This is a genomic window from Streptomyces dryopteridis (assembly GCF_049606955.1).
Taxonomy (GTDB): Bacteria; Actinomycetota; Actinomycetes; order Streptomycetales; family Streptomycetaceae; genus Streptomyces.
The window spans coordinates 5,235,406-5,257,927 of sequence record NZ_CP187113.1 but is presented as its reverse complement, the minus strand read 5'-3'; the positions used below and the strand labels follow the sequence as shown (position 1 = coordinate 5,257,927).

22 protein-coding genes are annotated in these 22,522 nt (G+C 74.8%); 9 read left to right on the top strand and 13 right to left on the bottom strand.

The genetic code is table 11. The features are described 5' to 3' along the window. Window positions 1-116: 116 nt before the first annotated feature. From rplT to infC, 3 genes are all read right to left on the bottom strand, one after another. Window positions 117-503, bottom strand: coding sequence for a 50S ribosomal protein L20 (gene rplT, locus ACN20G_RS22550; protein WP_424214624.1), 387 nt, complete (start codon window positions 501-503; stop codon window positions 117-119). A 96-nt stretch (window positions 504-599) separates the two neighbouring features. Beyond that, window positions 600-794, bottom strand: a complete 195-nt coding sequence (gene rpmI, locus ACN20G_RS22545; RefSeq protein WP_424214623.1) for a 50S ribosomal protein L35 — start codon at window positions 792-794, stop codon at window positions 600-602. A 102-nt stretch (window positions 795-896) separates the two neighbouring features. Next, a complete protein-coding gene (gene infC, locus ACN20G_RS22540; RefSeq protein ID WP_424214622.1) occupies window positions 897-1,598 on the bottom strand; it encodes a translation initiation factor IF-3 in 702 nt (233 codons plus the stop codon). Between the two features lie 338 nt (window positions 1,599-1,936). On the opposite strand from infC, the gene ACN20G_RS22535 reads away from it, so the two are divergent. Beyond that, the gene (locus ACN20G_RS22535) at window positions 1,937-2,296 is read left to right on the top strand and encodes a DUF1844 domain-containing protein (RefSeq protein WP_424214621.1); all 360 of its coding nucleotides are present in this window, start codon (window positions 1,937-1,939) and stop codon (window positions 2,294-2,296) included. A gap of 81 nt (window positions 2,297-2,377) precedes the next feature. Here ACN20G_RS22535 and ACN20G_RS22530 read toward each other — a convergent pair whose 3' ends face one another. Genes ACN20G_RS22530 through ACN20G_RS22520 form a run of 3 tightly spaced genes read right to left on the bottom strand, consistent with a single transcriptional unit; the run spans window position 2,378 to window position 5,271 of the window. Next, window positions 2,378-3,130, bottom strand: a complete 753-nt coding sequence (locus ACN20G_RS22530; protein ID WP_424214620.1) for an SseB family protein — start codon at window positions 3,128-3,130, stop codon at window positions 2,378-2,380. A gap of 12 nt (window positions 3,131-3,142) precedes the next feature. Continuing rightward, window positions 3,143-4,369: a type VII secretion-associated serine protease mycosin gene (gene mycP / locus ACN20G_RS22525; protein ID WP_424214619.1), complete on the bottom strand. Its 1,227-nt coding sequence runs from the start codon at window positions 4,367-4,369 to the stop codon at window positions 3,143-3,145. Beyond that, entirely contained in the window at window positions 4,366-5,271 is a 906-nt protein-coding gene (locus ACN20G_RS22520; RefSeq protein ID WP_424214618.1) for a hypothetical protein, read from the bottom strand. The genes mycP and ACN20G_RS22520 overlap by 4 nt, the downstream gene beginning before the upstream one ends. A gap of 190 nt (window positions 5,272-5,461) precedes the next feature. Between ACN20G_RS22520 and ACN20G_RS22515 the strand changes: the two genes are divergently transcribed. Then, entirely contained in the window at window positions 5,462-6,667 is a 1,206-nt protein-coding gene (locus tag ACN20G_RS22515) for an amino acid deaminase/aldolase (RefSeq protein ID WP_424214617.1), read from the top strand. Window positions 6,668-6,736: 69 nt separating this feature from the next. Here the strand turns inward: ACN20G_RS22515 and ACN20G_RS22510 are convergent, their stop codons facing one another. The 4 genes from ACN20G_RS22510 to ACN20G_RS22495 all read right to left on the bottom strand — a co-directional run bounded on the left by ACN20G_RS22510 (window position 6,737) and on the right by ACN20G_RS22495 (window position 11,810). Then, a complete protein-coding gene (locus tag ACN20G_RS22510) occupies window positions 6,737-8,062 on the bottom strand; it encodes a haloacid dehalogenase-like hydrolase (protein ID WP_424214616.1) in 1,326 nt (441 codons plus the stop codon). A gap of 134 nt (window positions 8,063-8,196) precedes the next feature. Beyond that, window positions 8,197-9,012 (bottom strand): 3-oxoacyl-ACP reductase, encoded by an 816-nt coding sequence (locus ACN20G_RS22505; protein WP_424214615.1) that lies wholly within the window; start codon window positions 9,010-9,012, stop codon window positions 8,197-8,199. A 3-nt stretch (window positions 9,013-9,015) separates the two neighbouring features. Continuing rightward, window positions 9,016-10,422 (bottom strand): aldehyde dehydrogenase family protein, encoded by a 1,407-nt coding sequence (locus ACN20G_RS22500; protein WP_424214614.1) that lies wholly within the window; start codon window positions 10,420-10,422, stop codon window positions 9,016-9,018. A gap of 11 nt (window positions 10,423-10,433) precedes the next feature. Then, the gene (locus tag ACN20G_RS22495; protein ID WP_424214613.1) at window positions 10,434-11,810 is read right to left on the bottom strand and encodes a glutamine synthetase family protein; all 1,377 of its coding nucleotides are present in this window, start codon (window positions 11,808-11,810) and stop codon (window positions 10,434-10,436) included. A gap of 145 nt (window positions 11,811-11,955) precedes the next feature. Between ACN20G_RS22495 and ACN20G_RS22490 the strand changes: the two genes are divergently transcribed. The 3 genes from ACN20G_RS22490 (at window position 11,956) to ACN20G_RS22480 (ending at window position 15,143) form a co-directional block, all read left to right on the top strand. Next, complete coding sequence (locus tag ACN20G_RS22490) at window positions 11,956-12,702, top strand: FadR/GntR family transcriptional regulator (protein WP_424214612.1); 747 nt, start codon at window positions 11,956-11,958, stop codon at window positions 12,700-12,702. Between the two features lie 202 nt (window positions 12,703-12,904). After that, window positions 12,905-14,362 (top strand): ethanolamine permease, encoded by a 1,458-nt coding sequence (gene eat, locus ACN20G_RS22485; RefSeq protein WP_424214611.1) that lies wholly within the window; start codon window positions 12,905-12,907, stop codon window positions 14,360-14,362. A 40-nt stretch (window positions 14,363-14,402) separates the two neighbouring features. Next, complete coding sequence (locus tag ACN20G_RS22480) at window positions 14,403-15,143, top strand: gamma-glutamyl-gamma-aminobutyrate hydrolase family protein (RefSeq protein WP_424214610.1); 741 nt, start codon at window positions 14,403-14,405, stop codon at window positions 15,141-15,143. Between the two features lie 22 nt (window positions 15,144-15,165). Here ACN20G_RS22480 and ACN20G_RS22475 read toward each other — a convergent pair whose 3' ends face one another. Then, complete coding sequence (locus ACN20G_RS22475; RefSeq protein WP_424214609.1) at window positions 15,166-16,131, bottom strand: LysR family transcriptional regulator; 966 nt, start codon at window positions 16,129-16,131, stop codon at window positions 15,166-15,168. A gap of 70 nt (window positions 16,132-16,201) precedes the next feature. Here ACN20G_RS22475 and ACN20G_RS22470 point away from each other — a divergent pair, with 70 nt between their 5' ends. Next, window positions 16,202-17,380, top strand: a complete 1,179-nt coding sequence (locus ACN20G_RS22470; protein ID WP_424214608.1) for a TDT family transporter — start codon at window positions 16,202-16,204, stop codon at window positions 17,378-17,380. Window positions 17,381-17,413: 33 nt separating this feature from the next. Here the strand turns inward: ACN20G_RS22470 and ACN20G_RS22465 are convergent, their stop codons facing one another. Together ACN20G_RS22465 and ACN20G_RS22460 are read right to left on the bottom strand one after the other, a co-directional pair. After that, window positions 17,414-18,199 (bottom strand): helical backbone metal receptor, encoded by a 786-nt coding sequence (locus ACN20G_RS22465; RefSeq protein WP_424214607.1) that lies wholly within the window; start codon window positions 18,197-18,199, stop codon window positions 17,414-17,416. Beyond that, entirely contained in the window at window positions 18,196-18,810 is a 615-nt protein-coding gene (locus ACN20G_RS22460) for a helix-turn-helix domain-containing protein (protein WP_424215640.1), read from the bottom strand. Before ACN20G_RS22460 ends, ACN20G_RS22465 begins: the two co-directional genes overlap by 4 nt. A 229-nt stretch (window positions 18,811-19,039) precedes the next feature. On the opposite strand from ACN20G_RS22460, the gene ACN20G_RS22455 reads away from it, so the two are divergent. The 3 genes from ACN20G_RS22455 to ACN20G_RS22445 are packed head-to-tail and all read left to right on the top strand — an operon-like array spanning window position 19,040 to window position 22,502. Beyond that, complete coding sequence (locus ACN20G_RS22455; protein WP_424215639.1) at window positions 19,040-19,957, top strand: 5'-3' exonuclease; 918 nt, start codon at window positions 19,040-19,042, stop codon at window positions 19,955-19,957. Between the two features lie 43 nt (window positions 19,958-20,000). Next, entirely contained in the window at window positions 20,001-20,858 is an 858-nt protein-coding gene (locus ACN20G_RS22450; protein WP_424214606.1) for a siderophore-interacting protein, read from the top strand. A gap of 60 nt (window positions 20,859-20,918) precedes the next feature. Then, on the top strand, window positions 20,919-22,502 hold the full coding sequence (locus ACN20G_RS22445) for a serine hydrolase (protein WP_424214605.1): 1,584 nt from the start codon (window positions 20,919-20,921) through the stop codon (window positions 22,500-22,502). Window positions 22,503-22,522 lie beyond the last annotated feature (20 nt).

The following is a 22,522-nucleotide window of genomic DNA, read 5'->3' as shown; positions in this document are numbered from 1 at the left end:
GGCTCGCTTCCGGTCGGTGCTGGTGGTGCGGGGAGGGGCGGAAAGCACCGGACCCGCAGGCACGAGGCATGCGGGTCCGGGCGGTGCGGCCGGGGCCGCGGGGTTCACGGCCTGGATCAGGCGGCGACCTTGGGCGCGTTCACGTCGGCCGGGAGGGCCTTCTGCGCGACCTCGACCAGCGCGGCGAACGCGTTGGCGTCGTTGACGGCCAGCTCGGCCAGGATCTTGCGGTCCACCTCGATGTTGGCGGCCTTCAGACCCTGGATGAGGCGGTTGTAGGTCATGCCGTTCTGGCGGGCAGCGGCGTTGATGCGCTGGATCCACAGCTGACGGAAGTCGCCCTTGCGCTTCTTGCGGTCGTTGTAGTTGTAGACCAGCGAGTGGGTGACCTGCTCCTTGGCCTTGCGGTACAGGCGGGAGCGCTGACCGCGGTAGCCCGAGGCAGCCTCGAGGATCGCCCGGCGCTTCTTGTGGGCGTTTACCGCCCGCTTGACGCGTGCCACGTGTTAACTCCTTGTAGCGGGGTCGCGGTTGTCGTCACGCGACCCAAAGTTCGATGGGTCCTGGGGTACGTCTCGCGCCGCGTGAGCGGCGGGACGTCAGATGCCGAGAAGCTTCTTGATCTTCGCGGTGTCGCCCGGGGCCAGCGAGGGGGTGCTGGAGAGGCGACGCTTCACCCGGGACGACTTGTGCTCCATCAGGTGGCGCTTGCCGGTGCGCTCGTGGAGCACCTTGCCGGTGGCGGTGATCTTGAAGCGCTTCTTGGAACCGCTGTGGGTCTTGTTCTTCGGCATGCGCCGTTTTCTCCTCGTCGGTGGCGCCCCCGCCGGTCCGTCGCCGGACCGGCTACTGCGGGAGCGTCTGTTGTCGGTGATCCCGGAACGGTGGTCCCGGGATCAGGCCTGGGCGGATTCCTCCGCCGCGGGCGCTGCCTCGGCCGGCTCGACCTCGGCCACTGGGGCCTCGGTCTCCGCCTCGTCGGCCACCGGCGCCTCGGTCAGGCCCTGGCGCTCGGCCTTGCGGGCCGCCTGGGCCTCACGGGCTTCGGCCATCGCCTCGGTCTTCTTCTTGTGCGGACCGAGGACCATGATCATGTTTCGGCCGTCCTGCTTCGGGTTCGACTCGATGAACCCGAGGTCCTGGACGTCCTCCGCCAGACGCTGCAGCAGTCGGTAGCCCAGTTCGGGGCGGGACTGCTCACGACCGCGGAACATGATCGTGATCTTGACCTTGTCGCCCTGCTTGAGGAACCGGACGACGTGACCCTTCTTCGTGTCATAGTCGTGCGGGTCGATCTTCGGCCGGAGCTTCATCTCCTTGATGACCGTGTGCGCCTGGTTCTTGCGCGCCTCACGGGCCTTCATGGCCGACTCGTACTTGAACTTCCCGTAGTCCATGAGCTTGCAGACCGGCGGTCGCGCGGTGGCGGCCACCTCGACGAGGTCGAGGTCGTACTCCTGCGCAAGCTCCAGGGCCTTCGCAAGCGGAACGATTCCGACCTGCTCGCCACTGGGACCGACAAGTCGCACCTCAGGTACGCGAATCCGGTCGTTGATGCGGGGCTCGGCGCTGATGGATCCTCCTCGGTAGCACCACACGGCTGCCTGGCAGACAGCCGCGGACGTCTGTACATCTGTGTCGACCAACCGACGGGAGGCACAAAAAATGCCCCGATCGGACACAGGCGGGAGCTCCAATGAAACCGGAGCACCGCCGCGGGGTCCGCGGGGCGCACATCGGGAGACGTTCCATCGTCCGTACGGAACGATGGATGTCACCTGACCGGTGACCCGCCTCCCGTGAGGGTGGTCGGGTGGGAAGTCGGAGCCTCCACTTGTGGCCGGCGCGTCACCCCTGGGGGCGTGCGGCACCGACCGGTCGTACCCCACACTACCAGCTTCCGGACATGGCCGGCGCACGGCCTATCGTGGGCCCCATGACTGACGCGACCCAGAACACCGCCCCCGACTACGACGACCTCACCCGCGACATCGCGGACGTGCCGGCGGTCGAGGTGATCACGACGGTGGCCGTGCACCTGCTGAGCGCCGCGGCCGTCAACCTGGGGCTGGACAAGCCGGACTCCGAGCACAAGGACCTCGACGAGGCCCGCAAGCTGATCACCGCGCTGGCCGGTCTGGTGACCGCGAGCGCCACCGAGATCAGCTCCTTCCACGCCGCCCCGCTGCGCGACGGCCTGAAGTCCCTCCAGCTCGCCTTCCGCGAGGCGTCCCTCGTGCAGGACGAGCCGGGGCAGGGCCCGGGCGAGAAGTTCACGGGCCCGGTCTACGCCTGATCCACCGGCGGCGACGCGACACGCGAAGAGAAGGGGGCGGCCCGCTCGGGCCGCCCCCTTCTCCGTGTCCTGTCCCGCCGGTCAGCGGGTGAACAGGGCCTCGCCGGGCGGGGCCGGGGCGTCGGCCGGCAGCAGCGCCAGGGCCAGGCCCCGGACCAGCCGGGCCCGCAGGGTCTCGTCGGCGGCCAGCGCCCCGGCCAGCCGGCGGGCGGCGCCCGCGACGGCCTCCCGGTCGGCGCCCGCGAGGACCACCGCGAGGGTGCCGTCGGCCTGCGCGTCCCCGGCGCCGAGGTGGGCGCGGAGCACGGCGGGCTCCGCCTCGACCAAGGCCCGCACGGCGTCGGTGACGGCCGGGTCCGCGAGCGGGGCGGCCTCGCCTCGGCCCTCGGCCAGCGCGAGCAGGGCGCGACCGCCGATCTCGAAGGGGACGGGGCCGGCCATGTCGAGCACGATCGTGTCGGCCTTCTCGTGCGCGGCGGCGCGCAGGGCCTGGGCCAGCGGCACGGCCACGGGGCGGGCCTTGGGGTCCCACAGCGCCAGGGAGGCGATCGAGGTGAACGCGGGCAGGGCCCGGCGCTCCCCCGCGACCAGGGTGGGCACGGCCATGTCGCTGGTCTTCTCGCGCTTGAGGCCGGTCTCGGGGTCGATCTCGACCTCGCCGAGCACGGCGACCACGGGCACCAGGTAGCGGGCCTCGCGGAGCAGGGCGAGGACGGCCGTGCGGCGCTCCTCGCTCCTGTCCTCGGCCCAGGCCGCGAGCGCCGCGCTCAGGCGCGGGTCGGCGGTGCCGTCGTCATTGGAGAAACCGGGGTCCGGGATGTTCTTGTTCGCCACAATCACCCGACCCTATCCGGTCGGGCGGGTGCGCGGCCGCCGGGCCAGGGCGGCGGCCAGGCCGAGCAGCACCACGCCCCCGGCGGCGGCGCCGGGCACCAGCAGCCGGTCCCGGGCCCCGGGGACGGGGGCCGGGGTCGGGCCGGGGCCGAAGTGGCGGGCGGGGTAGCGGACGGCGACCGGGGCGGCGGGCTCGGGGCGCAGCGCGGCGGCGGCGTTCAGGGCGGCCACGGGGTCGATGAGGCCGTGGCCCCGGGAGTCGTCCCGGCCGCCCTCGGGGGCGTCGGTCGCGGTGCTCTCCAGCAGCCGTTCGATCTGGGCCGGGGACAGGTCGGGGTGGGCGGCGCGGATCAGGGCGACGGCGCCGGAGACGAAGGCGGCGGCGGCGCTGGTGCCCCAGCCCTCGTAGTAGGCGCGGTCGGGGTCGGCGATGACCACGTCCACGCCGGGGGCGCTGACGTCGGCGTACCAGCGGCGGGTGGAGAACGGGGCCCGGGCGCCGTCGCGGTCCACGGCCGTGACGGCGATCACCCCGGGGTAGGCGGCCGGGTAGGAGACGGGCGAGCCGTCGGTGCCGCTGTTGCCGGCGGAGGCCACGACCACGACGCCCTTGGCGAGGGCGTAGGCCACGGCCTCGTCCTCGGCGGCCTCGTGGTGGGCGGAGGAGGAGTCGTCGCCGAGGGAGAGGTTGATGACGTCGGCGCCGTTGTCGGCGGCCCAGCGGATGCCCTCGGCGAGGGCGCCGCCCTTGCTCTCGCGAGCCTTGGCGCGGCCCGGGTCCCCTTCTTCGAGGATGACGCGGACGGGCAGGATCCGGGCGCCGGGGGCCATGCCGAGGACCCCTTCGCCCCGGTCGGCGCCGTGGCCGTGGCCGGCGACGATCCCGGCCATGGCGGTGCCGTGCCGGGCCCAGGCCCGGTCGCCGGGGCCGGCGCCCATGCCGATGAGGTCCTTGCCGGGCAGCACGTTGCCGGCGAGGTCGGGATGGTCGGCGTCGACCCCGGTGTCGAGGACGGCGACGGTGATCCCCTCGCCCCGGGTGATGCCCCATGCCTCCTGGGCGCGCAGGGTCCGCAGCCCCCACTGGCGGTCGCGGATCGGGTCCGCGTGGGCGGTGGGGGGCACGAGCACCCCGCCGCCGGCGGTCACCAGGAGGGCGCCGGCGAGGCCGGTGAGGAGGGTGCGCACGGGCCGGCGGCGCGGGGCGCGGCGCGGGCGGGGGGTCGCGGCGGCCGTCATCGGCTCTGCTCCGGGGTGGGGGCGGACTCGGACTCGGACGCGGGCTCGGGGGTGGTGGTCGCGAGGAGGCGGACGGCGCGGGTGATCCGGTCGGCGAGGGCGCGGCTGTCGTGGCCGAGGCCGGACTGGGCCAGGGCGGAGGTGTCCGGGGCCTCGGCGTCCTCGGGGGACGCCGATTCCCGCCCGGCCTGGGGGGCGGGCCGGGGCCGGTTGACGGTGCGGCCGTCGGTGTGGGCGGAGACGGTGTAGACGAGGACGGGGGCCTCGGGGACGGCGGTCACGGTCCAGGTGGCGCGCTGTTCGTCGGCGAAGCCGAGGCCCGGGGGGATCGGCAGGTTGCCGGGCAGGGCCGCGAGGGCCCCGGCGTCGTCGCCGGGGGTGAAGACGAGTCCGACGGTGATGACGAAGCTGCGGGTGGCGTCGGTGTAGGAGGCGCGCAGGACGCGTTCGCAGCCGCCGGCGCGGGCGAGGGCGGTGGTCCAGCCCGGGGACAGGGCGGCCGGGCAGTCGGCGTCGGGCACCAGGGCCACCCGGGTCCAGGTGCGGTCGGCGCCGCCGAGTCCGGCGTCGGGGGCCGCGACGACCGGGGGCAGCAGTGCGTCGACGGGGGCCTCGTGCCAGAGCTCGGCGCCGGCCCGGTAGCTCTCGGCGGCGCCTCGGGGGCGTTCGGCCTCGCGGTGTTCGGTCCACTTGGTCACGCCGGCGCCGACGAGGAGCCCGGCGCCGGTCAGGGCGCAGAGCGTGGCGGCGAGGACCCGGCCGGGGCCGCGCGGGGCGGGGGCCGGGGGCGCCTGCGGGGCGGCGGACCCGTCCGGGGCGGGCGGCCCGTCCCCGTCGGGGCGGGGCGCCGGGAGGTCGGGGGCGGCGTCGGGCGCGGGCGGTGCGGGGGTGGTTCGGGGCACGGCTGGCGGGTCCTCTGGGTGTGAGGTGGTCATCCGGCGGTCCTGCCCCCGTTCCGTGCCCGCGGCGTGCTGAGGCGTAACTCTACGGCTCGCCCAAGGCCGCGCACGGCGGGGTCCGCGATCATGGGGCCGGCCGGGTGTGCGGGTGGGGACCTACCCACGGGTACGGGGTTCTGGCAAGCTGCGGGCCATGACTTCCCCCGCCGCCGATCGGGCCCGCTACGACCGGGCCACCGCTCATCTCGACGCCCCGCTGGCGATCGTGGACCTGGAGGCGTTCGACGCGAACGCCGATGACCTGGTGCGCCGGGCGGGGGGCAAGCCGATCCGGGTCGCGAGCAAGTCCGTGCGTTCGCGGGCCCTGTTGGAGCGTGTGCTGGCGCGGCCGGGGTTCGCGGGGGTGATGTCGTTCACCCTGGCGGAGTCGATCTGGTTGGCGCGGTCGGGTTTCGAGGACGTGTTGTTGGCGTACCCGTCGGCGGACCGGGCCGGTTTCGCGGAGTTGGCGGGCGATCCGAAGCTCGCGGCGGCCGTGACGGTGATGGTGGACGATCCGGCGCAGCTCGACCTGATCGACGGGGCGCGGGCCGGTGGGGCCGAGGTGGTCCGGGTCTGTCTGGAACTGGACACGGCGCTGCACCTGTTGGGCGGCCGGGTGCGGGTGGGGGCGCGTCGTTCGCCGCTGCGGACCCCGGAGGAGCTGGCGGGGTTGGCGGAGCGGATCGCGGCCCGGCCCGGGTTCCGGGTGGTGGGGCTGATGGGCTACGAGGGGCACGTGGCGGGGGTGGGGGACGCGGTGCGGGGGCGTCCGGTGCGTTCGCGGGCGGTCCGGTTGATGCAGCGGGCGGCGCGCGCGGAGTTGGCGGGGCGGCGGGCGGCGGTGGTCGCGGCGGTGCGGTCGGTGGTCGGGGACGGGCTGGAGTTCGTCAACGGCGGGGGCACGGGCAGCGTGCAGCACACGGCGGCGGAGCCGGCGGTGACGGAGATCGCGGCCGGGTCGGGCCTGTTCGTGCCGCGGCTGTTCGACAACTACACGGCGTTCCGGGGGCGTCCGGCGGCCCTGTTCGGGCTGCCGGTGGTGCGCCGGCCCGGGGTGGGCGTGGTGACGGTGCTGGGCGGCGGGTATCCGGCGTCGGGGGCGGCGGGCGCGGATCGTTCGCCGGTGCCGTGGCTGCCGCGGGGGCTGCGCTACGACCCGCAGGAGGGTGCGGGCGAGGTGCAGACGCCGTTGTTGGGGACGGCGGCGGACGATCTGCTGATCGGTGACCGGGTGTGGTTCCGGCACGCGAAGGCGGGCGAGTTGTGCGAGCGGTTCGACGCGTTGCACCTGGTCGAGGGCGACCGGGTGACGGCGACGGTGCCCACGTACCGGGGCGAGGGCCGCACGTTCCTCTAGGAGCGCGGACGGCCGACGGGCCGGTCGGGGCGGGTGCCCCGGCCGGCCCGTCGGCCTGTCGGCGCCGGGTCAGTGCACGGTGTCGAGCTGGTCGGCGATCACGCTGCCGTCGCTCCGGCGGACCGGGGAGGGGGTGCCGTCGTGGTCGATGTAGCCGGTGGTGGCGCAGGGGTAGGGGGTGGCCTTGGCCTTCTTGGGTTCGATGAACATCGGGTTCACGATCCACTTGCCGTCGCCGTTGTCGTAGGCGCGGCACATGAGCTCGTTCTTGTTGCGGTTGATCACCAGGCGCAGGGCGGTGGCGTCGCGCAGGAAGGAGATGTCGGTGTCGGAGTCGCCGGCGGCGAACACGGCGCGGCGGCCCGCGGGTTGGACGCGTTCGGCGGCGGGGCCGCGGACTCCGAAGATCTCCTGGTTGATCCAGCAGCGCTTGCCGTCGATGTAGGTGATCATGCGGTCGGCGCCGTCGGGGACGGTGCCGCAGCCGCGCAGCCGGGAGGTGGTGACCCCGGCGCGGGTGGTGACGTTGCGGATGCCGATGACGTGGTCGGCGCGGACCCCGACGCCCTCGGCCCAGACCTCGACCACGGGCTGGGGGGAGGCGGAGCTGATCCAGACGTCGAAGCCGGACTCCCGCAGCTTCTCGATCAGGTCCTTCTGCTGGTCGTAGTAGCGGACCCAGCCGGTGGCGGTGCCGGTGCCGACGGTCTGCACGGCGCCGATGGGGGCGGCGAGGTTCTCGGCGCGGGCGGCGGCGGCGAAGCGGCGGATCTCGCGGGCGGTGTACCCCTGGGTGAGCTGCGGGAGCCAGGCGTAGGAGGGCTCCATGGTGCGGCGGTCCCAGCCGGTGAAGGCGGCGGCGCCGGCGCGGGTGGCGGCGGTGCCGTACACGGCGGCTATCTCGTCGGCGCAGGGGGCGCCGGCGGGGGTGCCGGTGGGCAACGGGGCGCCGGGGCGGGCGAGGGCGTCGCACGCGTCGGACAGGGCGCGGGCGGCCGCCGGGGTGAGGGCGCGGCTGGTGCCGGCCCAGCCGCCCTGGGCGGGGGCGGGGCGCTTGATCCTGCCGTTGCGCAGCAGCCAGAACATGGTGGCGTCGCCGACGTCGTTCTTGACGACGGTGTTGTCCCAGTCGAAGACGGCGACGGGCTTGGGCTCGTGTCGGCGGTGCGGGGCGCAGGCGCCGTACCGGTCGAGGAGTTCCTGGAGGCGGGTGCGGTTGGCGCCGTACCAGCCGGCGTCGAGGACGGGGGTGGTGCAGGAGGGGCGGCGGTCGGTCCGCTCGGGGGCGGGGCCGGCGGCGGCGTTCGGGGCGGCGACCGCGAGGGTGCCGAGGACGGCGGCTCCGGCGGAGGCCAGGGCGGTGAGGCGGGCGGTGAGTCGGGTGGGTCTGTTCACTGCGGGTGGGGCTCCATTCGTACGGTTGATCGTCGCGGACCGTATGGGACGACGGCCGGGCGTCGGGCGACGTCCGGCCGTCGTGGGGGTGCCGTGTGGATGAACCCTTGGGTGGGGCCCCGGGGGGGGGCCGGCTACAGGGGGGTGACGTAGGCGCCGCTGATGCCGCCGTCGACGAGGAAGTCGGTGGCGTTGACGAAGGAGGAGTCGTCGCTGGCGAGGAAGGCGACGGCGGCGGCGATCTCGTCGGCCTCGGCGAAGCGGCCGAGGGGGATGTGGACGAGGCGGCGGGCGGCGCGCTCGGGGTCCTTGGCGAAGAGTTCGCGCAGCAGGGGGGTGTTGACGGGGCCGGGGCACAGGGCGTTGACGCGGATGCCCTCGCGGGCGAACTGCACGCCGAGTTCGCGGGACATGGCGAGCACGCCGCCCTTGGAGGCGGTGTAGGAGATCTGGGAGGTGGCGGCGCCCATCCGGGCGACGAAGGAGGCGGTGTTGATGATGGAGCCGCGGCCCTGGCGGCGCATGTAGGGCAGGGCGGCCTTGCAGCAGAGGTAGACGGAGGTGAGGTTGACCTCCTGGACCCGCTTCCATGCCTCCAGTCCGGTGGTGAGGATGGAGTCGTCGTCGGGGGGCGAGATGCCGGCGTTGTTGAAGGCGATGTCGACGGAGCCGTAGGTGTCGTAGGCGGTCTTGAAGAGGGCCTCGACCTCCTCGGGGTCGGTGACGTCGACCTTGACGAAGATCCCGCCGACGGCTTCGGCGGCGGCCTTGCCGGCGGTCTCGTCCACGTCGGCGCAGACCACGTGGGCGCCTTCGGAGGCGAGGCGACGGGCGGTGGCCAGGCCGATGCCGCTGCCGGCCCCGGTGACCACGGCGGTGCGGCCGACCAGGCGGCGGCAGACGGGCGGCTCGGCCGGGGTGTCGGCCGGGGTGTTCTCGGTGGGGGACATCGGTCAGACCTCCGTGCTCAGGAAGACGTTCTTGGTCTCGGTGAAGGCGGTGAGGGCGTCGGGGCCGAGTTCCCGGCCGAGGCCGGAGCGTTTCATGCCGCCGAAGGGGGTGCTGTAGCGGACGCTGCTGTGCGAGTTGACGGAGAGGTTGCCGGCGGCGACGGCGCGGCTGACGCGCAGGGCGCGGCCGAGGTCGCGGGTCCACAGGGAGCCGGCGAGGCCGTAGTCGGTGGCGTTGGCCTGGCGGACGGCGTCCTCCTCGTCGGTGAAGGGCAGGACGACGGCGACGGGCCCGAAGACCTCCTCGCGGGCGACGGGCGCGTCGGGGGACACGTCGTGCACGAGGGTGGGCGGGTACCAGAAGCCGGGGCCGTCGGGGGCGGCGCCGCGCACGACGCGGGCGCCGTGCGGGGCGAGGGCCTCGTCGTCGGCGTAGCCGCGGACCCGGTCGAGTTGGGCGGCGGAGATGAGCGGGCCCATCTGGGTGCGCGGGTCGCGGGGGTCGCCGACGACGACCTCCTTGAGGGCGGGCACGAGGAGGGCGAGGAACTCGTCGTACACCTCGCGTTGGACGAGGATCCGGGTGCGGGCGCAGCAGTCCTGGCCGGAGTTGTCGAGGAAGGCCATGGGGGCGCTCGCGGCGGCACGTTCGAGGTCGGCGTCGGCGAAGACGAGGTTGGGGCTCTTGCCGCCGAGTTCGAGGGTGAGGCGTTTCACGTCGCCGGCGCAGGCGGCCATGATGCCCTGGCCGACGCGGGTGGAGCCGGTGAAGACGATCTTGGCGACGCCGGGGTGGCGGACCAGGGCGTCGCCGGCGACCGGGCCCCGACCGGGCAGTACCTGGAAGAGGTGTTCGGGCAGGTCGGCCTCGCGGGCGAGTTCGGCCAGCCGCAGGGCGGTGAGGGGGGTGGTCTCGGCGGGTTTGAGGACCACGGCGTTGCCGGCGGCGAGGGCGGGGGCCAGGCCCCAGCCGGCGATGGGGAGGGGGAAGTTCCAGGGGGCGATGACGCCGACCACGCCGAGGGGTTCGTGGAAGGTGACGTCGAGGCCGCCGGCCACGGGGATCTGTCGGCCGGCGAGGCGTTCGACTCCGCCGGCGGCGTAGTCGAGGAGGTCGCGGACGTTGCCGGCCTCCCAGCGGGCGTTGCCGAGGGTGTGGCCGGCCTCCTCGACCTCCAGGTCGGCGAGTTCCTCCACGTGGGAGTCGACGACGGCGGCGAAGCGGCGCAGCAGGCGGGCGCGGTCGGCGGGGGCGAGCGCGGCCCAGCGCTGTTGGGCGGCGGCGGCCAGGGTGACGGCTCGGTCGACGTCGTCCCGTGTGGCGGCCGGGACGAGGGCGACGCGGGTCGCGGTGGCCGGGTTCAGGACGTCCAGCGCGTCGGCGGACGCGTCGGTGGGCGTGGCGGTCACTTCGGGGGGCCTCACAGTCGTTCGAAGGAGCGGCGCAGTTCCCAGTCGGTCACGGCGGAGTCGTAGGCGTCGAGTTCGACGCGGGCGGCGTTGAGGTAGTGGGCGACGACCTCGGGGCCGAAGGCGGCCTTGGCGATCTCGCTGTTCTCCCAGAGTTCGGCGGCCTCGCGCAGGGTGCCGGGGACGTGCGCGTAGTCGGCGGTGTAGGCGTTGCCGACGCAGGGTTCGGGCAGTTCGAGGCCCTGTTCGACGCCGTGGAGGCCGGCGGCGATCAGGCCGGCGACGGCGAGGTGGGGGTTGACGTCGCCGCCGGGGAGGCGGTTCTCGAAGCGGGTGGAGCGGCCGTGGCCGACCACGCGCAGGGCGCAGGTGCGGTTGTCGTGGCCCCAGGCGACGGCGGTGGGGGCGAAGGAGCCGGGGCGGAACCGCTTGTAGGAGTTGATGTTGGGGGCGTAGAGCAGGGAGAAGTCGCGCAGGGCGGCGAGCTGGCCGGCGAGGAAATGCCGCATGACGGGGGACATGCCGCCGCCGTGGGGGCCGGTGCCGTCGCCGGCCATGATGTTGGTGCCCTCGGCGTCGGTGAGGGAGAGGTGGATGTGGCAGGAGTTGCCCTCGCGTTGGTCGAACTTGGCCATGAAGGTCAGCGAGTGGCCCTCTTGGGCGGCGATCTCCTTGGCGCCCGTCTTGTACAGGCCGTGCTGGTCGCAGGTGACCATGGCCTCGTCGTAGCGGAAGGCGATCTCGTGCTGTCCGAGGTTGCACTCGCCCTTGGAGGACTCCACGGTGAGGCCGGCGCCGGCCATCTCGTTGCGGATCCGGCGCAGCAGGGGTTCGACGCGGCCGCTGCCGAGGACGGAGTAGTCCACGTTGTACTGGTTGGCCGGGGTCAGGTCGCGGTAGTGCGCGTTCCAGGCCGATTCGTAGGTGTCCTTGAAGACCATGAACTCCAGCTCGGTGCCGACCTGGGCGGTCCAGCCCCGGTCGGCGAGTCGGTCGAGCTGGCGGCGCAGGATGTGCCGGGGGGAGGCGGTGACGGGGCTCGCGTCGTGCCAGACGAGGTCGGCCAGGAGCAGGGCGGTGCCCTCGTGCCAGGGGATCCGGCGCAGGGTGGTGGGGTCGGGGCGCATCGCGAAGTCCCCGTAGCCGGTCTCCCAGGAGCTCATGGCGAAGCCGTCCACCGTGTTCATGTCGGTGTCGACGGCGAGGAGGTAGTTGCAGCCCTCGGTGCCGTGGGCCAGCACCTCGTCGAGGAAGAAGCGGGCGGCGAAGCGCTTGCCCTGGAGGCGGCCCTGCATGTCGGGGAAGGCGAGGACGACGGTGTCGATCTCCCCGCTCGCGACGAGGGCGCGAAGCTCCTCCACGGCGAGCGGCGGTGTGCGGTCTGCCACGGGATGTCTCCTTCGGGCGCGGGGTGCGCGCGGGGGCGTCGGTCCCGGGCGTCGCGCACGGCAGGGCGGCGGGCCCGGACAAGATCCGGAAGGCACGGCCTAAGGTATTGAAGAAGACCATTGCTTGGGAAGGGGAGGAGGGAAGATGACGCGGATCGCCGACGAGGACGACGCGATCGGACGCCTGGACCCGGTGCTCAGACCGGTGCGGGCGGGGAACGGCTTCGAGGAGGCCCTGGAGCAGGTGTTGCAGGTGGTCCGCCTGGGCCTGGTGGCGGCCGGGGAACGGCTGCCGGCGGAGCGCGAGTTGGCCGAGCGGCTCGGGATCAGCCGGGTCACCCTGCGCGAGGTGCTCAAGGTGCTCCAGGACCAGGGGCTGGTGGAGGCCCGGCGCGGGCGCTACGGCGGCACCTTCGTGCTGCCGCGCCCCGATCCGCCGGCGGGCGGGGCCGAGGAGGAGCTGCGGCGCCGGGTGCGGGAGGTGGACCTGGAGGACGTGCTGCGGTTCCGGGAGGTGCTGGAGGTCGGCGCGGCCGGGCTGTGCGCGGGGCAGCGGCCGACGGGCGCGGCGGCGGCCCGGTTGCGGGCGGCGCTGGCCGCCACCCACGACGCGCCCCTGACCGACTACCGGCGCCGCGACACCCTGTTCCACCTGGCCCTGAGCGAACTGGCCGGCTCCCCCACCCTGACCGCGCAGTACGCGGCCGTGCGGGCCCGGGTGAACGACCTGCTGGACTGCATACCGCTGCTGGTCCGCAATCTGGAGCACTCCCAGCACCAGCACGCCGTGCTGGTGGAGGCGGTGTTGGAGGGGGACGCCGACGGGGCGCGGGAGGTGATGCGCGAGCACTGCGCGGGCACCGCGGCCCTGCTGCGCGGGTTCCTCTCCTGAGCCCGCGATCGGTGAGGAGGTGAGCGGAATCCTTTCCGCATCCGGGATCCGGCCGGCCCGCGCGAGGGGCCGGCCGATTCGCGTTCTTGCGGCTCCCGTGAGCTTTCCGTAACACCGTTTTTTCGCACGGGGGTTGCACACCCCGGTCGCGGCCCGCAAAGGTACCGCCCACAACCATTGCGGCCCGAGGCAGGAGTTCACCATGGCGAAGGACACAGCGAGCCCGCCCGAGACCACCGGCGGCGGCTCGACCGACGCCGACTACCTGCGACGCCGCACCCTGCGCCGGGGCAGCGCCGGCCCGCTGCTGCTCGTCGGCCTCGGCGTGGCCTACGTGGTCTCCGGGGACTTCTCCGGCTGGAACGTCGGCCTGGACAAGGGCGGCTTCGGCGGACTCGCCATCGCCACCGCCCTGATGGGCGTGATGTACGCGTGCCTGGTGTTCTCGCTGGCCGAGCTCTCCACGATCCTGCCCACCGCCGGCGGCGGCTACGGCTTCGCCCGCCGCGCCCTCGGCCCCTGGGGCGGGTTCCTGACCGGCACCGCCATCCTCATCGAGTACGTGCTCGCGCCCGCCGCCATCGTCATCTTCATCGGCGACTACGTGGCCTCGCTGCGCCTGTTCGGCCTCAGCTCCGGCTGGCCGGTCTACCTCGCCTGCTTCGTGATCTTCATCGGGGTGCACCTGTGGGGCGTGGGCGAGGCCCTGCGCTTCAGCTTCGTCGTCACCGGCATCGCCGTGATCGCCCTGCTGGTCTTCGCCGTCGCCGCGTTCACCGAGTTCGACGCGTCCCGCCTCACCGACATCCCGGCCGACCCCACCGCCGTCGGGTCCTCGTCCTGGCTGCCGTTCGGGGTGATCGGCATCTGGGCCGCGTTCCCCTTCGGCATGTGGTTCTTCCTCGGGGTCGAGGGCGTGCCGCTGGCCGCCGAGGAGGCCAAGGACCCGGTCCGCTCCATGCCCAAGGCGCTCGCGATCTCGCTGGCCGTGCTCCTCGTGCTCGCCCTGCTGACCTTCCTCGCCGCCACCGGCGCCCGCGGCTCCGAGGCCCTGCGCACCGTCGGCGACCCGCTGGTGAAGGCCCTGGAGCCGGACGGCGCGCCCACCGCGCTGAGCCGCTTCGTCAACTACGCGGGCCTGGCCGGCCTGGTCGCCTCCTTCTTCTCCCTCATCTACGCCGGTTCCCGCCAGCTCTTCGCCCTCTCCCGCGCCGGCTACCTGCCCCGCGTCCTGTCGCTGACCAGCCGCCGCAAGGCCCCCTGGCTCGGCCTGGTGATCCCCGGCGCGATCGGCTTCGCGCTGGCCGCCGGCACCGGCAGCGGCGCCCGGATGCTCAACGTCGCGGTCTTCGGCGCCACCATCAGCTACGCCCTGATGGCCCTGTCCCACCTCGTGCTGCGCCGCCGCGAACCGCACCTGCACCGGCCCTACCGCACCCCGGGTGGGGCCATGACCTCCGGGCTGGCCCTGGTGCTGGCCCTGGGTGCCCTGGTGGCCACCTTCCTGGTGGACCGCGAGGCCGCGTTCATCGCCCTGGCCGTGTACGCCGCGGCACTGGCCTGGTTCGCGTTCTACAGTCGGCACCACCTGGTGGCCTCGGCGCCGGAGGAGGAGTTCGCGGCGCTGGCCGCCGCCGAGGCCGAACTCGACCGCGACTAGCCCGCACCGCCCGCACCACCGCACACCGGAGGCGAACCCCGTGCCCAGGCCCCTGATCGGCATCTCCACCTACGTGGAGGAGTCCACCCGCTACGGCGTGTGGAACGTGCCCGCCGTCCTCACCCCCGCCGACTACCCGGCGCTGGTCCGGGCGGCCGGGGGCACGGCCGTGCTGCTCCCGCCCGACGACCCGGCGGCCGCGACCGCCCTCGTGGCCCGGCTCGACGGCCTGGTCATCGCGGGCGGACCGGACGTGGACCCGGCCCGCTACGGCGCCCCCCGCGATCCGCGCACGGGCCCGCCCGCGCCGGTGCGCGACGCGTGGGAGCTGGCGCTGATCGAGGCGGCCCTGGCCGACGGCCGGATCCCGCTGCTCGGCATCTGCCGGGGCCTTCAGGTGCTCAACGTGGCCCTCGGCGGCACCCTCGTGCAGCACCTGGACGGGCACGTGGCCGCCCCCGGGGTGCTCTCCTGGCACCCCGTGCGCCCAGTGCCCGGCACCCGCTACGCGGCCCTGGTCCCGGAGGAGGCCGACGTGCCCACCTACCATCACCAGGCCGTGGACCGGCCCGGACGCGGCCTGGTGATCTCGGCGCACGCCGTCCGGGACGGCACCCCGGAGGCCGCCGAGCTGCCGGGAGAGCAGTGGGTGCTGGGCGTGCAGTGGCATCCGGAGCGGGACCGGGACACCCGGGTGATGACCGGTCTGGTCGAGGCGGCCGGGGAGCACGCGGCGGGCCGCCGGCGCGCGGCGCGGGAACCGGTCGCGGCCCTGCGCTGACCCGCCCGCCCGCCCCGCCCGATCAGCCCGCCCCGCCCGCTCGGCCGGGCCGGCGGCCGGTCGCCCCGGGGCGGGTCAGGCCCAGCAGCACCCGGGCCGGGCCGGCCGGACGGGTGCCGGCCGGCCACACCGCGCGCAGCGCCCGGTCCAGGGCCATGTCCGCCACCGGCACGGCGATCAGCCGGCGCCCGGCCAGCTCCTCGGTCAGCGCCAGCTCGGAGAGCACGCAGGCCCCGGCCCCGCTGGCGGCCGCCGCCTTCACCGCCGTGGTCGAGGCCAGCTCCAGCAGCGGCGCGGCCGGTCCGCCGCCGGCGCGCAGCGCGGCGTCCAGCACCTGCCGGGTGCCCGAGCCGTGCTCGCGCAGGATCAGCGGGGTGGCCGCCACCTCGGCGGCCGGCACCGGCGCCCGGCGTCGCGCCCAGCGGTGGCCGGGGGCCACGGCCAGCACCAGCCGGTCCCGGGCGATGACCGTCGAGTCCAGGCCCTCGGGCACCGAGGTGCCCTCCACGAAGCCCAGGTCCGCCTCGTGCGCGAGCACCCGCGCGGCCACCGTCGTCGAGTTCCCGGCCGACAGCGACACCGCCGTGTCCGGCAGCTCGGCCCGCAGCGCGATCAGCCAGCCCGGCAGCAGGTATTCGGCGATGGTCATGCTGGCCGCGACCCGCAGCCGCGAGTCCCGGCGGGCCCGCAGCGCCTGCGCGCCCGCGTCGAAGGCCTCGGCCGCGGCCAGCACCGGCCGGGCCCAGTCCGTGACCAGCGCCCCTTCGGGGGTCAGGGTGGAGCCGCGCGGCCCCCGGTCCACCAGCGCCACCCCGAGCCGGGTCTCCATGGCCCGGATCCGACTGCTCGCGGCCGGTTGGGTGATGCCCAGTTCGCGGGCCGCCGCGCCCAGGCTGCCCAGCCGGGCCACGGCGAGCAGGAGTTCCAGGGCGCCCAGCTCGGGCACCCGGTGGGCCAGGCCCCCGACCGGCGGCGGTGTGTCGCTCATCAGTCCAGCTTATGGGTTCACAAGGGAATGGTCCCTGGTGGGGGCCGGGCGCCGGGGCCAGGCTGGGGTCATGGTCACCGTCGACACCTCCCCCGCCCCCGGCGCCGTCGCCCCCGTCGGCTCCCTCCGCCCCCGCCGCCCCCGGCCGGTCCTCGCGGCGGGCACGAGGCCGACGGGCCGGCCCTTCGGCGCCCTGCGGGACCTGGGCCCCAACTGGTACGCGGCCGTGATGGGCACCGCGATCGTCGCCAACGCGGGCGCGGGCCTGCCCTTGGGGCTGCCCGGGCAGCGGGTGTTCTGCCAGGTGTTCTGGGTGGCCGCCCTGGTGGCCCTGGCGGTGCTGCTGACGGCCCGGGCCGGGCACTGGGTCCATCACCGCGACCAGGCCCGCGCCCACCTCCTCGATCCGGCCGTGGCCCCCTTCTACGGCTGTCTGTCGATGGCACTGCTGGCCGTCGGCGGCGGGTCCCTGATCGTGGGCCGGGACCTGGTCGGCGAGGGGGCGGCCACCGCGCTGGGCGCGGTGTTGTTCACGGCCGGCACGGTGGTCGGCCTGGTGATGGCCGTGGTCGTGCTCTACCTGATGGTGGTGCGGCACTCGCTGACCGCCGACCAGGCCGGGCCGGTCTGGCTGCTGCCCTTGGTCGCGCCGATGGTCTCGGCGGCGCTGGGCCCCCTGTTCCTGCCCCACCTGCCCGCCGGGCAGGCCCGGGAGGCGCTGCTGCTGGGCTGCTACGCGATGTTCGGGATCAGCCTGCTGGCCACCCTGGTGATGCTGCCGCTGATACTGGGCCGGCTGATCGTGGCCGGGCCGCTGCCCCTGGCCCTGACCCCCACCCTGTTCCTCGTGCTGGGCCCGCTGGGCCAGTCGACCACCGCCGTGAACGCGCTGGCCGACGGCGCGGGCGGGGCGGTCCCCGCGCCCTACGCGGGCGCCTTCGCGGCCTTCGCCGTGGTCTACGGGGTGCCCGTGATGGGCTTCGCCCTGCTGTGGCTGGCCCTGTCGCTGGCGATGCTGGTGCGGGCGGTGCGGGGCGGCATGGGCTTCGCGATGACCTGGTGGGCGCTGACCTTCCCGGTGGGGACCTGCGTGACCGGGGCCGCCGGTCTGGCCCGGCACACCGGTCTGACGGCGTTCTCGTGGCTGGCCGCGGCCCTCTTCGTCTGGCTGCTGGTGGCCTGGGCGGCCGCCGCGACCCGCACCCTGCACGGCCTGTGCGCGGGCCGGCTGCTGCGTCCCGCGTCCTGACCCGCACGCGCGTCGCCCCCGCACAGCGCCCCGCTACGGCCGGGCGGCGTCCAGGGCCCCGGCCAACACCGCCGGGGCCTCTCGCAGCGAGGGCCCGTACCAGGTGAGGGCCCGGCCGTCGACGAGGGCGGCGGGCAGTCCGGGGAAGGCCTCGGGGCCGTCCTGGGCGCTGAACCGGTAGGGCTCGTCGGGCAGTACCACCAGCTCGCAGCCGGCGGCCCGCGCGGCGGCCAGGGGCTGTCCGGGGCCGGAGGGCAGCCGCGGGTAGCGTTCGGGGTGCCCGGCCAGGGCGTTGCGGACGCCGAGGCGGGCGAGCAGGTCCCCGGCGAAGGTGTCCCGTCCCAGGGCCATCCACGGCCGGCGCCAGATCGGCACCAGCGCGGTCCGCGTCGGTCGCCGGGTCCGCTCGGCCCGGGCGTCCGCGCGCTCCCAGGCCCGTGCGGCCTCGTCCAACCAGGCGGGGCGGGGCAGTCGCAGGGCGTGGGTGAGCAGCCGGTCGAGTTCGGTCAGGGCCTGGGGCAGCGTGCGGACCTCGGTGACCAGCACCCGGGCCCCGGCGGCCCGCAGCGCGTCGAGGTCGACGGCCCGATTCTCCTCCTCGTTGGCGATCACCAGGTCGGGCCGCAGCGCGAGCACGGCCGGCACGTCGGGGTTCTTCGTGCCGCCGATCCGCCGGACCCCGGCGCCGAGGTCGGCGGGGTGGGAGCACCAGTCGGTGACGCCGACCAGCAGCCCCGGCCCGGTCTCGGCCACCGCCTCGGTCAGCGAGGGCACCAGCGAGACCACGCGGGGCCGCCCGCCCGACCGGGCCGGGCTCACCGGCCGGGGGCGGGGGGTTCGGCGGTGGCGTGGATGTGGTCGGCGACGGCCACGATCAGGATCCGGGTGTCCTCGCCGGCGGCCCGCCAGCGGTGCCGGACCCCGCCGGAGAGGAACAGCGCGTCGCCGGCCTCCAGCCGGTGCGCGGTGCCCTCGGCCTCGACCTGGCAGGCGCCCTCCACCACGTACATCAGCTCGTCGTTGCGGTGCTGGTATTCGCGGCCGGCGTCCTGGTCCCCGGTGAACTCCAGGGCGTGGAGTTGGTGGTGGCCGCGCACCAGGGGCCGCACCCCGGGCAGCGGGGGCAGGCCGCCGGTGTCGTCGGCGCGCACGAGGTCCACGGTGCGGGCGGTGTCGGAGGCCGCGAGGAGTTCCACGGCGGTGGTCTGGAGGGCGTCGGCGACGCGTTCCAGGGAGCGCATGCTGGGGCGGGCGCGTTCGTTCTCTATCTGGCTGAGGAAGGGCACCGACAGTCCGCTGCGGGCGGAGACGGCCGCCAGGGTCAGCTTCAGGGCCCGACGGCGCTTGCGGACGGCGACGCCGACCCGCAGGGGCTCCTTGGCGTCCCGGTCGCGTTCCTTCTCGTCGCGGGTCCGTTCTCGCCCGTCCATGCCCTGCCGCCGCCCTTCGTCCTCGGGTCGACCCTGGGGCACCGACGACTCCTCGTGTTCATCCATGGCGGGGCTGCCCTCCCACGCTCCGGTGGCACCTCGGTGTGCTGTAAGCACCATAAGCGGCAACCGGCCCGGGTTTCGCGTGCACGGCGGGACCGGTCGCGGTGACGTGTCCGGTCCGCCGCCGCGCTTGCGGCATCATTCGGCCATGACGACGCCACGACTGATGCTCCTCGACACCGCCTCCCTCTACTATCGCGCCTACTTCGGGGTGCCGGACTCGGTCCGCGCCCCGGACGGGACCCCGGTGAACGCGGTGCGCGGGCTCTTGGACTTCATCGCCCGGCTGGTCCAGGACCACCGCCCGGACCACCTCGTGGCCTGTATGGACGCGGACTGGCGGCCCGAGTGGCGGGTGTCGCTCATCCCCTCCTACAAGGCGCACCGGGTGGCGGTGGAGACCGCGACGGGGCCGGACGTGGAGGAGACCCCGGACACCCTGGCCCCGCAGGTGCCGATCATCGAGTCGGCGCTGGACGCGTTCGGGATCGCCCGGGTGGGCGTGGCCGGATACGAGGCGGACGACGTGATCGGCACCCTGACCGCGCGGGCCGAGGGCCCGGTGGACATCGTCACCGGCGACCGCGACCTGTACCAGTTGGTGGACGACGCCAAGGCACGGCGGGTGCTGTACCCGCTCAAGGGCGTGGGCACCCTCCAGATCACCGACGAGGCGGTGCTGCGGGAGAAGTACGGGGTGGACGGGCCGGGGTACGCGGCGCTGGCGCTGCTGCGCGGGGACCCGAGCGACGGGCTGCCCGGGGTGCCGGGGATCGGGGAGAAGACGGCGGCCAAGCTCCTCGACGCGTTCGGGGACCTGGCCGGGATCATGGCGGCCGTGGACGATCCGGCCTCGAAGCTGACCCCCTCGCAGCGCAAGCGGCTGGACGAGGCGCGTCCGTACGTGGCGGTGGCGCCGAAGGTGGTGCGGGTGGCCGACGACGTGCCGCTGCCGGAGTTCGATCCGGCGCTCCCGACCGCGCCGGCGCACCCCGAGATGGTGAACGCGCTCGCCCATCGGTGGGGTCTGGGCGGAGCGGTCGCGCGACTGGGCAGCGCTTTGACCCCGAAGCTGCTAAGTTAACTTAGGCAATCCTAAGTTTCAGGGGAGTCAGGGGAGACACGCCGTGGCACAAGGACCTGCCCGTAGCGTCGGTACCGCCACCGTCGTGCGCACCGAGCGGCTGACGCCGCACATGGTGCGCGTGGTGCTGGGGGGGGACAGTCTGGCCGGATTCGGCGCGGGCGAGTTCACCGACCACTATGTGAAGATCCTCTTCCCCGCCCCCGGCGCCCGGTACGCCGAGCCCTGGGACCTGGCCCGGATCCGCGCCGACCACCCCCGCGAGGAATGGCCCCGCCAGCGCGCCTACACCGTGCGGCACTGGGACCCGGTCGCCCTGGAGCTGACCATCGACTTCGTCGTCCACGGCGACGAGGGCCTGGCCGGCCCGTGGGCGGCCCGGGTCACCCCCGGCGAGAAGGTCCGCTTCCTGGGCCCCGGCGGCGCCTACGCCCCCTCCCCCGCCGCCGACTGGCACCTGCTGATCGGCGACGAGAGCGCCCTGCCCGCCATCGCCGCCACCATGGAGCGGATGCCGCGCGGCGCGCGCGTGCTGGCCCTGGTCGAGGTGGACTCCCCCGCCGACCAGCAGCCGATCGGCACCCCCGACGGGGTCACCCCGATCTGGCTGCACCGCGCCGGGCGCCCGGTCGGCGCCCCGCTCCTGGAGGCCGTCCGCGCCCTGCGCTTCCCCGCCGGCAGCGTGCACGCCTTCGTGCACGGCGAGGCGGGCGTGGTGAAGGAACTGCGCCGGCACCTGCGCCTGGAGCGCGGCATCGGCCGCGAGTCCATGTCCATCTCCGGGTACTGGCGCCACGGTCACACCGACGAGGGCTGGCGCGCCATCAAGCGGGACTGGAACGCGGCCGTGGAGGCCGAGCAGGAGGTCGTCCCGACCGCCGGCGCCACCACCAACGCCTGATCCCACTCCCCTCCCGCACGCCCCCTCCTCCCCGCGCGCCCCGGCGTGCGCGGGGCGAGAATGGGCCGCATGCGCACGTCGTGCCGGACCACCGCCGTCGGGGGTGTCCTCGGGCTCGTGATCGCCATCGCGGTCGGCGGGCCGATCTCGGCGGCCCCCTCGCCGCCACCGGCCCCACCCCCGGCCCCCAAGGCCCGACTGACCGACGCCGACGTGAACCGCGCCCTGGACCGGCTCGACGCCTACGTCACGGCCGCCATGGCGAAGACGGGCGTGCCCGGGGTGGCCGTGGCGGTGGTCCACGACGACGAGGTGGTCCGGATCACGGGCTACGGGGTCCGCGCGGCCGGCCGCCCCGAGAAGGTGGACGCGGACACCGTCTTCCGCCTCGCCTCCCTCTCCAAACCCCTCTCCTCCACCGTCGTCGCCGGCGTCCTCGACAAGCCCGAGCGCTGGGACGAGCACGTGGACCTCCCCGGCTTCGGCCTGAAGGACCCCTGGGTCTCCGAGCACGTCACCACCGCCGACCTCTTCTCCCACCGCAGCGGCCTGCCCGACCACGCCGGGGACCTGCTGGAGGACATCGGCTACGACCAGGGCCAGATCCTGGACCGGCTGAGACACCTGCCCCTCGCCCCGTTCCGCGCGAGCTACGCCTACACCAACTTCGGCCTCACCGCCGCCGCCGAGGCCGTGGCCCGCGAGCACGGCGCGAGCTGGGAGAAACTCGCCGCCGACACCCTGTTCACCCCCGCCGGCATGACCCACACCACCGTCACCACCCCCGCCTTCCGCGCCGAGGCCGACCGGGCCCTGCCGCACGTCCGGGGAGCCGACGGCCGCTGGGTCCCCGACGACGTGCGCGACCCCGACGCCCAGGCCCCCGCCGGCGGCGCCAACTCCAACGCCCGCGACCTGGCCCGCTGGATGCGCCTGCAACTGAACGGCGGCACCCTCGACGGCCGCCGGATCATCCCCGCCGACACCCTCGCCCGCACCCACCTCCCCGAGATCGTCTCCCGCCCCCCGATGACCCCCGACGGCGGCGCCGGCTTCTACGGACTGGGCTGGAACGTCTCCTACGACGACGCCGGCCGACTGCGCCTGAGCCACTCCGGGGCCTTCGAACTCGGCGCGAACACCACCGTGACCCTGCTGCCGCTGGAACGCCTCGGCATCGTCGTCCTCACCAACTCCGCGCCCGTCGGCCTCGCCGACGCCATCGCCCTGGACTTCACCGACGTGGCCGAGCACGGCCGGCCCACCGCCGACTGGCTCGCCGTCGCCGCCTACGCCTACTCCCAGGCCCTGGACCAAGGCCACTCCGCGATCGACTGGTCCCGGCCACCCGCCGACCCGGCCCCGGCCCGCCCCGACTCCGCCTACCTCGGCACCTACACCAACCCCTACTACGGCACCCTCACCGTCACCTCCGCCGGCCCCGACGGCGCGCTGACCCTCACCCTCGGCCCCGCCGAACGCCCCCACCGCTTCGCCCTCACCCACCGGGACGGGGACGTGTTCGGCATGGACACCCGGGGCGAGAACGCCATCGGCCGGGCCGCCGTCACCTTCACCGACCGGGGCACCGTCCGGGTGGAGTGGCTGGACGCCGACCACCTGGGCACCTTCACCCGCTCCTGAGCCCGCGACCGCGCCCCACC

Bases quoted from the DNA above. Each gene is read 5' to 3' on its own strand.
- rpmI (WP_424214623.1), bottom strand. From the start codon at position 794: ATGCCGAAGAACAAGACCCACAGCGGTTCCAAGAAGCGCTTCAAGATC.
- ACN20G_RS22535 (WP_424214621.1), top strand. From the start codon at position 1,937: ATGACTGACGCGACCCAGAACACCGCCCCCGACTACGACGACCTCACC.
- mycP (WP_424214619.1), bottom strand. From the start codon at position 4,369: ATGACGGCCGCCGCGACCCCCCGCCCGCGCCGCGCCCCGCGCCGCCGG.
- ACN20G_RS22515 (WP_424214617.1), top strand. From the start codon at position 5,462: ATGACTTCCCCCGCCGCCGATCGGGCCCGCTACGACCGGGCCACCGCT.
- ACN20G_RS22505 (WP_424214615.1), bottom strand. From the start codon at position 9,012: ATGTCCCCCACCGAGAACACCCCGGCCGACACCCCGGCCGAGCCGCCC.
- ACN20G_RS22490 (WP_424214612.1), top strand. From the start codon at position 11,956: ATGACGCGGATCGCCGACGAGGACGACGCGATCGGACGCCTGGACCCG.
- eat (WP_424214611.1), top strand. From the start codon at position 12,905: ATGGCGAAGGACACAGCGAGCCCGCCCGAGACCACCGGCGGCGGCTCG.
- ACN20G_RS22475 (WP_424214609.1), bottom strand. From the start codon at position 16,131: ATGAGCGACACACCGCCGCCGGTCGGGGGCCTGGCCCACCGGGTGCCC.
- ACN20G_RS22470 (WP_424214608.1), top strand. From the start codon at position 16,202: ATGGTCACCGTCGACACCTCCCCCGCCCCCGGCGCCGTCGCCCCCGTC.
- ACN20G_RS22460 (WP_424215640.1), bottom strand. From the start codon at position 18,810: ATGGACGGGCGAGAACGGACCCGCGACGAGAAGGAACGCGACCGGGAC.
- ACN20G_RS22455 (WP_424215639.1), top strand. From the start codon at position 19,040: ATGCTCCTCGACACCGCCTCCCTCTACTATCGCGCCTACTTCGGGGTG.
- ACN20G_RS22445 (WP_424214605.1), top strand. From the start codon at position 20,919: ATGGGCCGCATGCGCACGTCGTGCCGGACCACCGCCGTCGGGGGTGTC.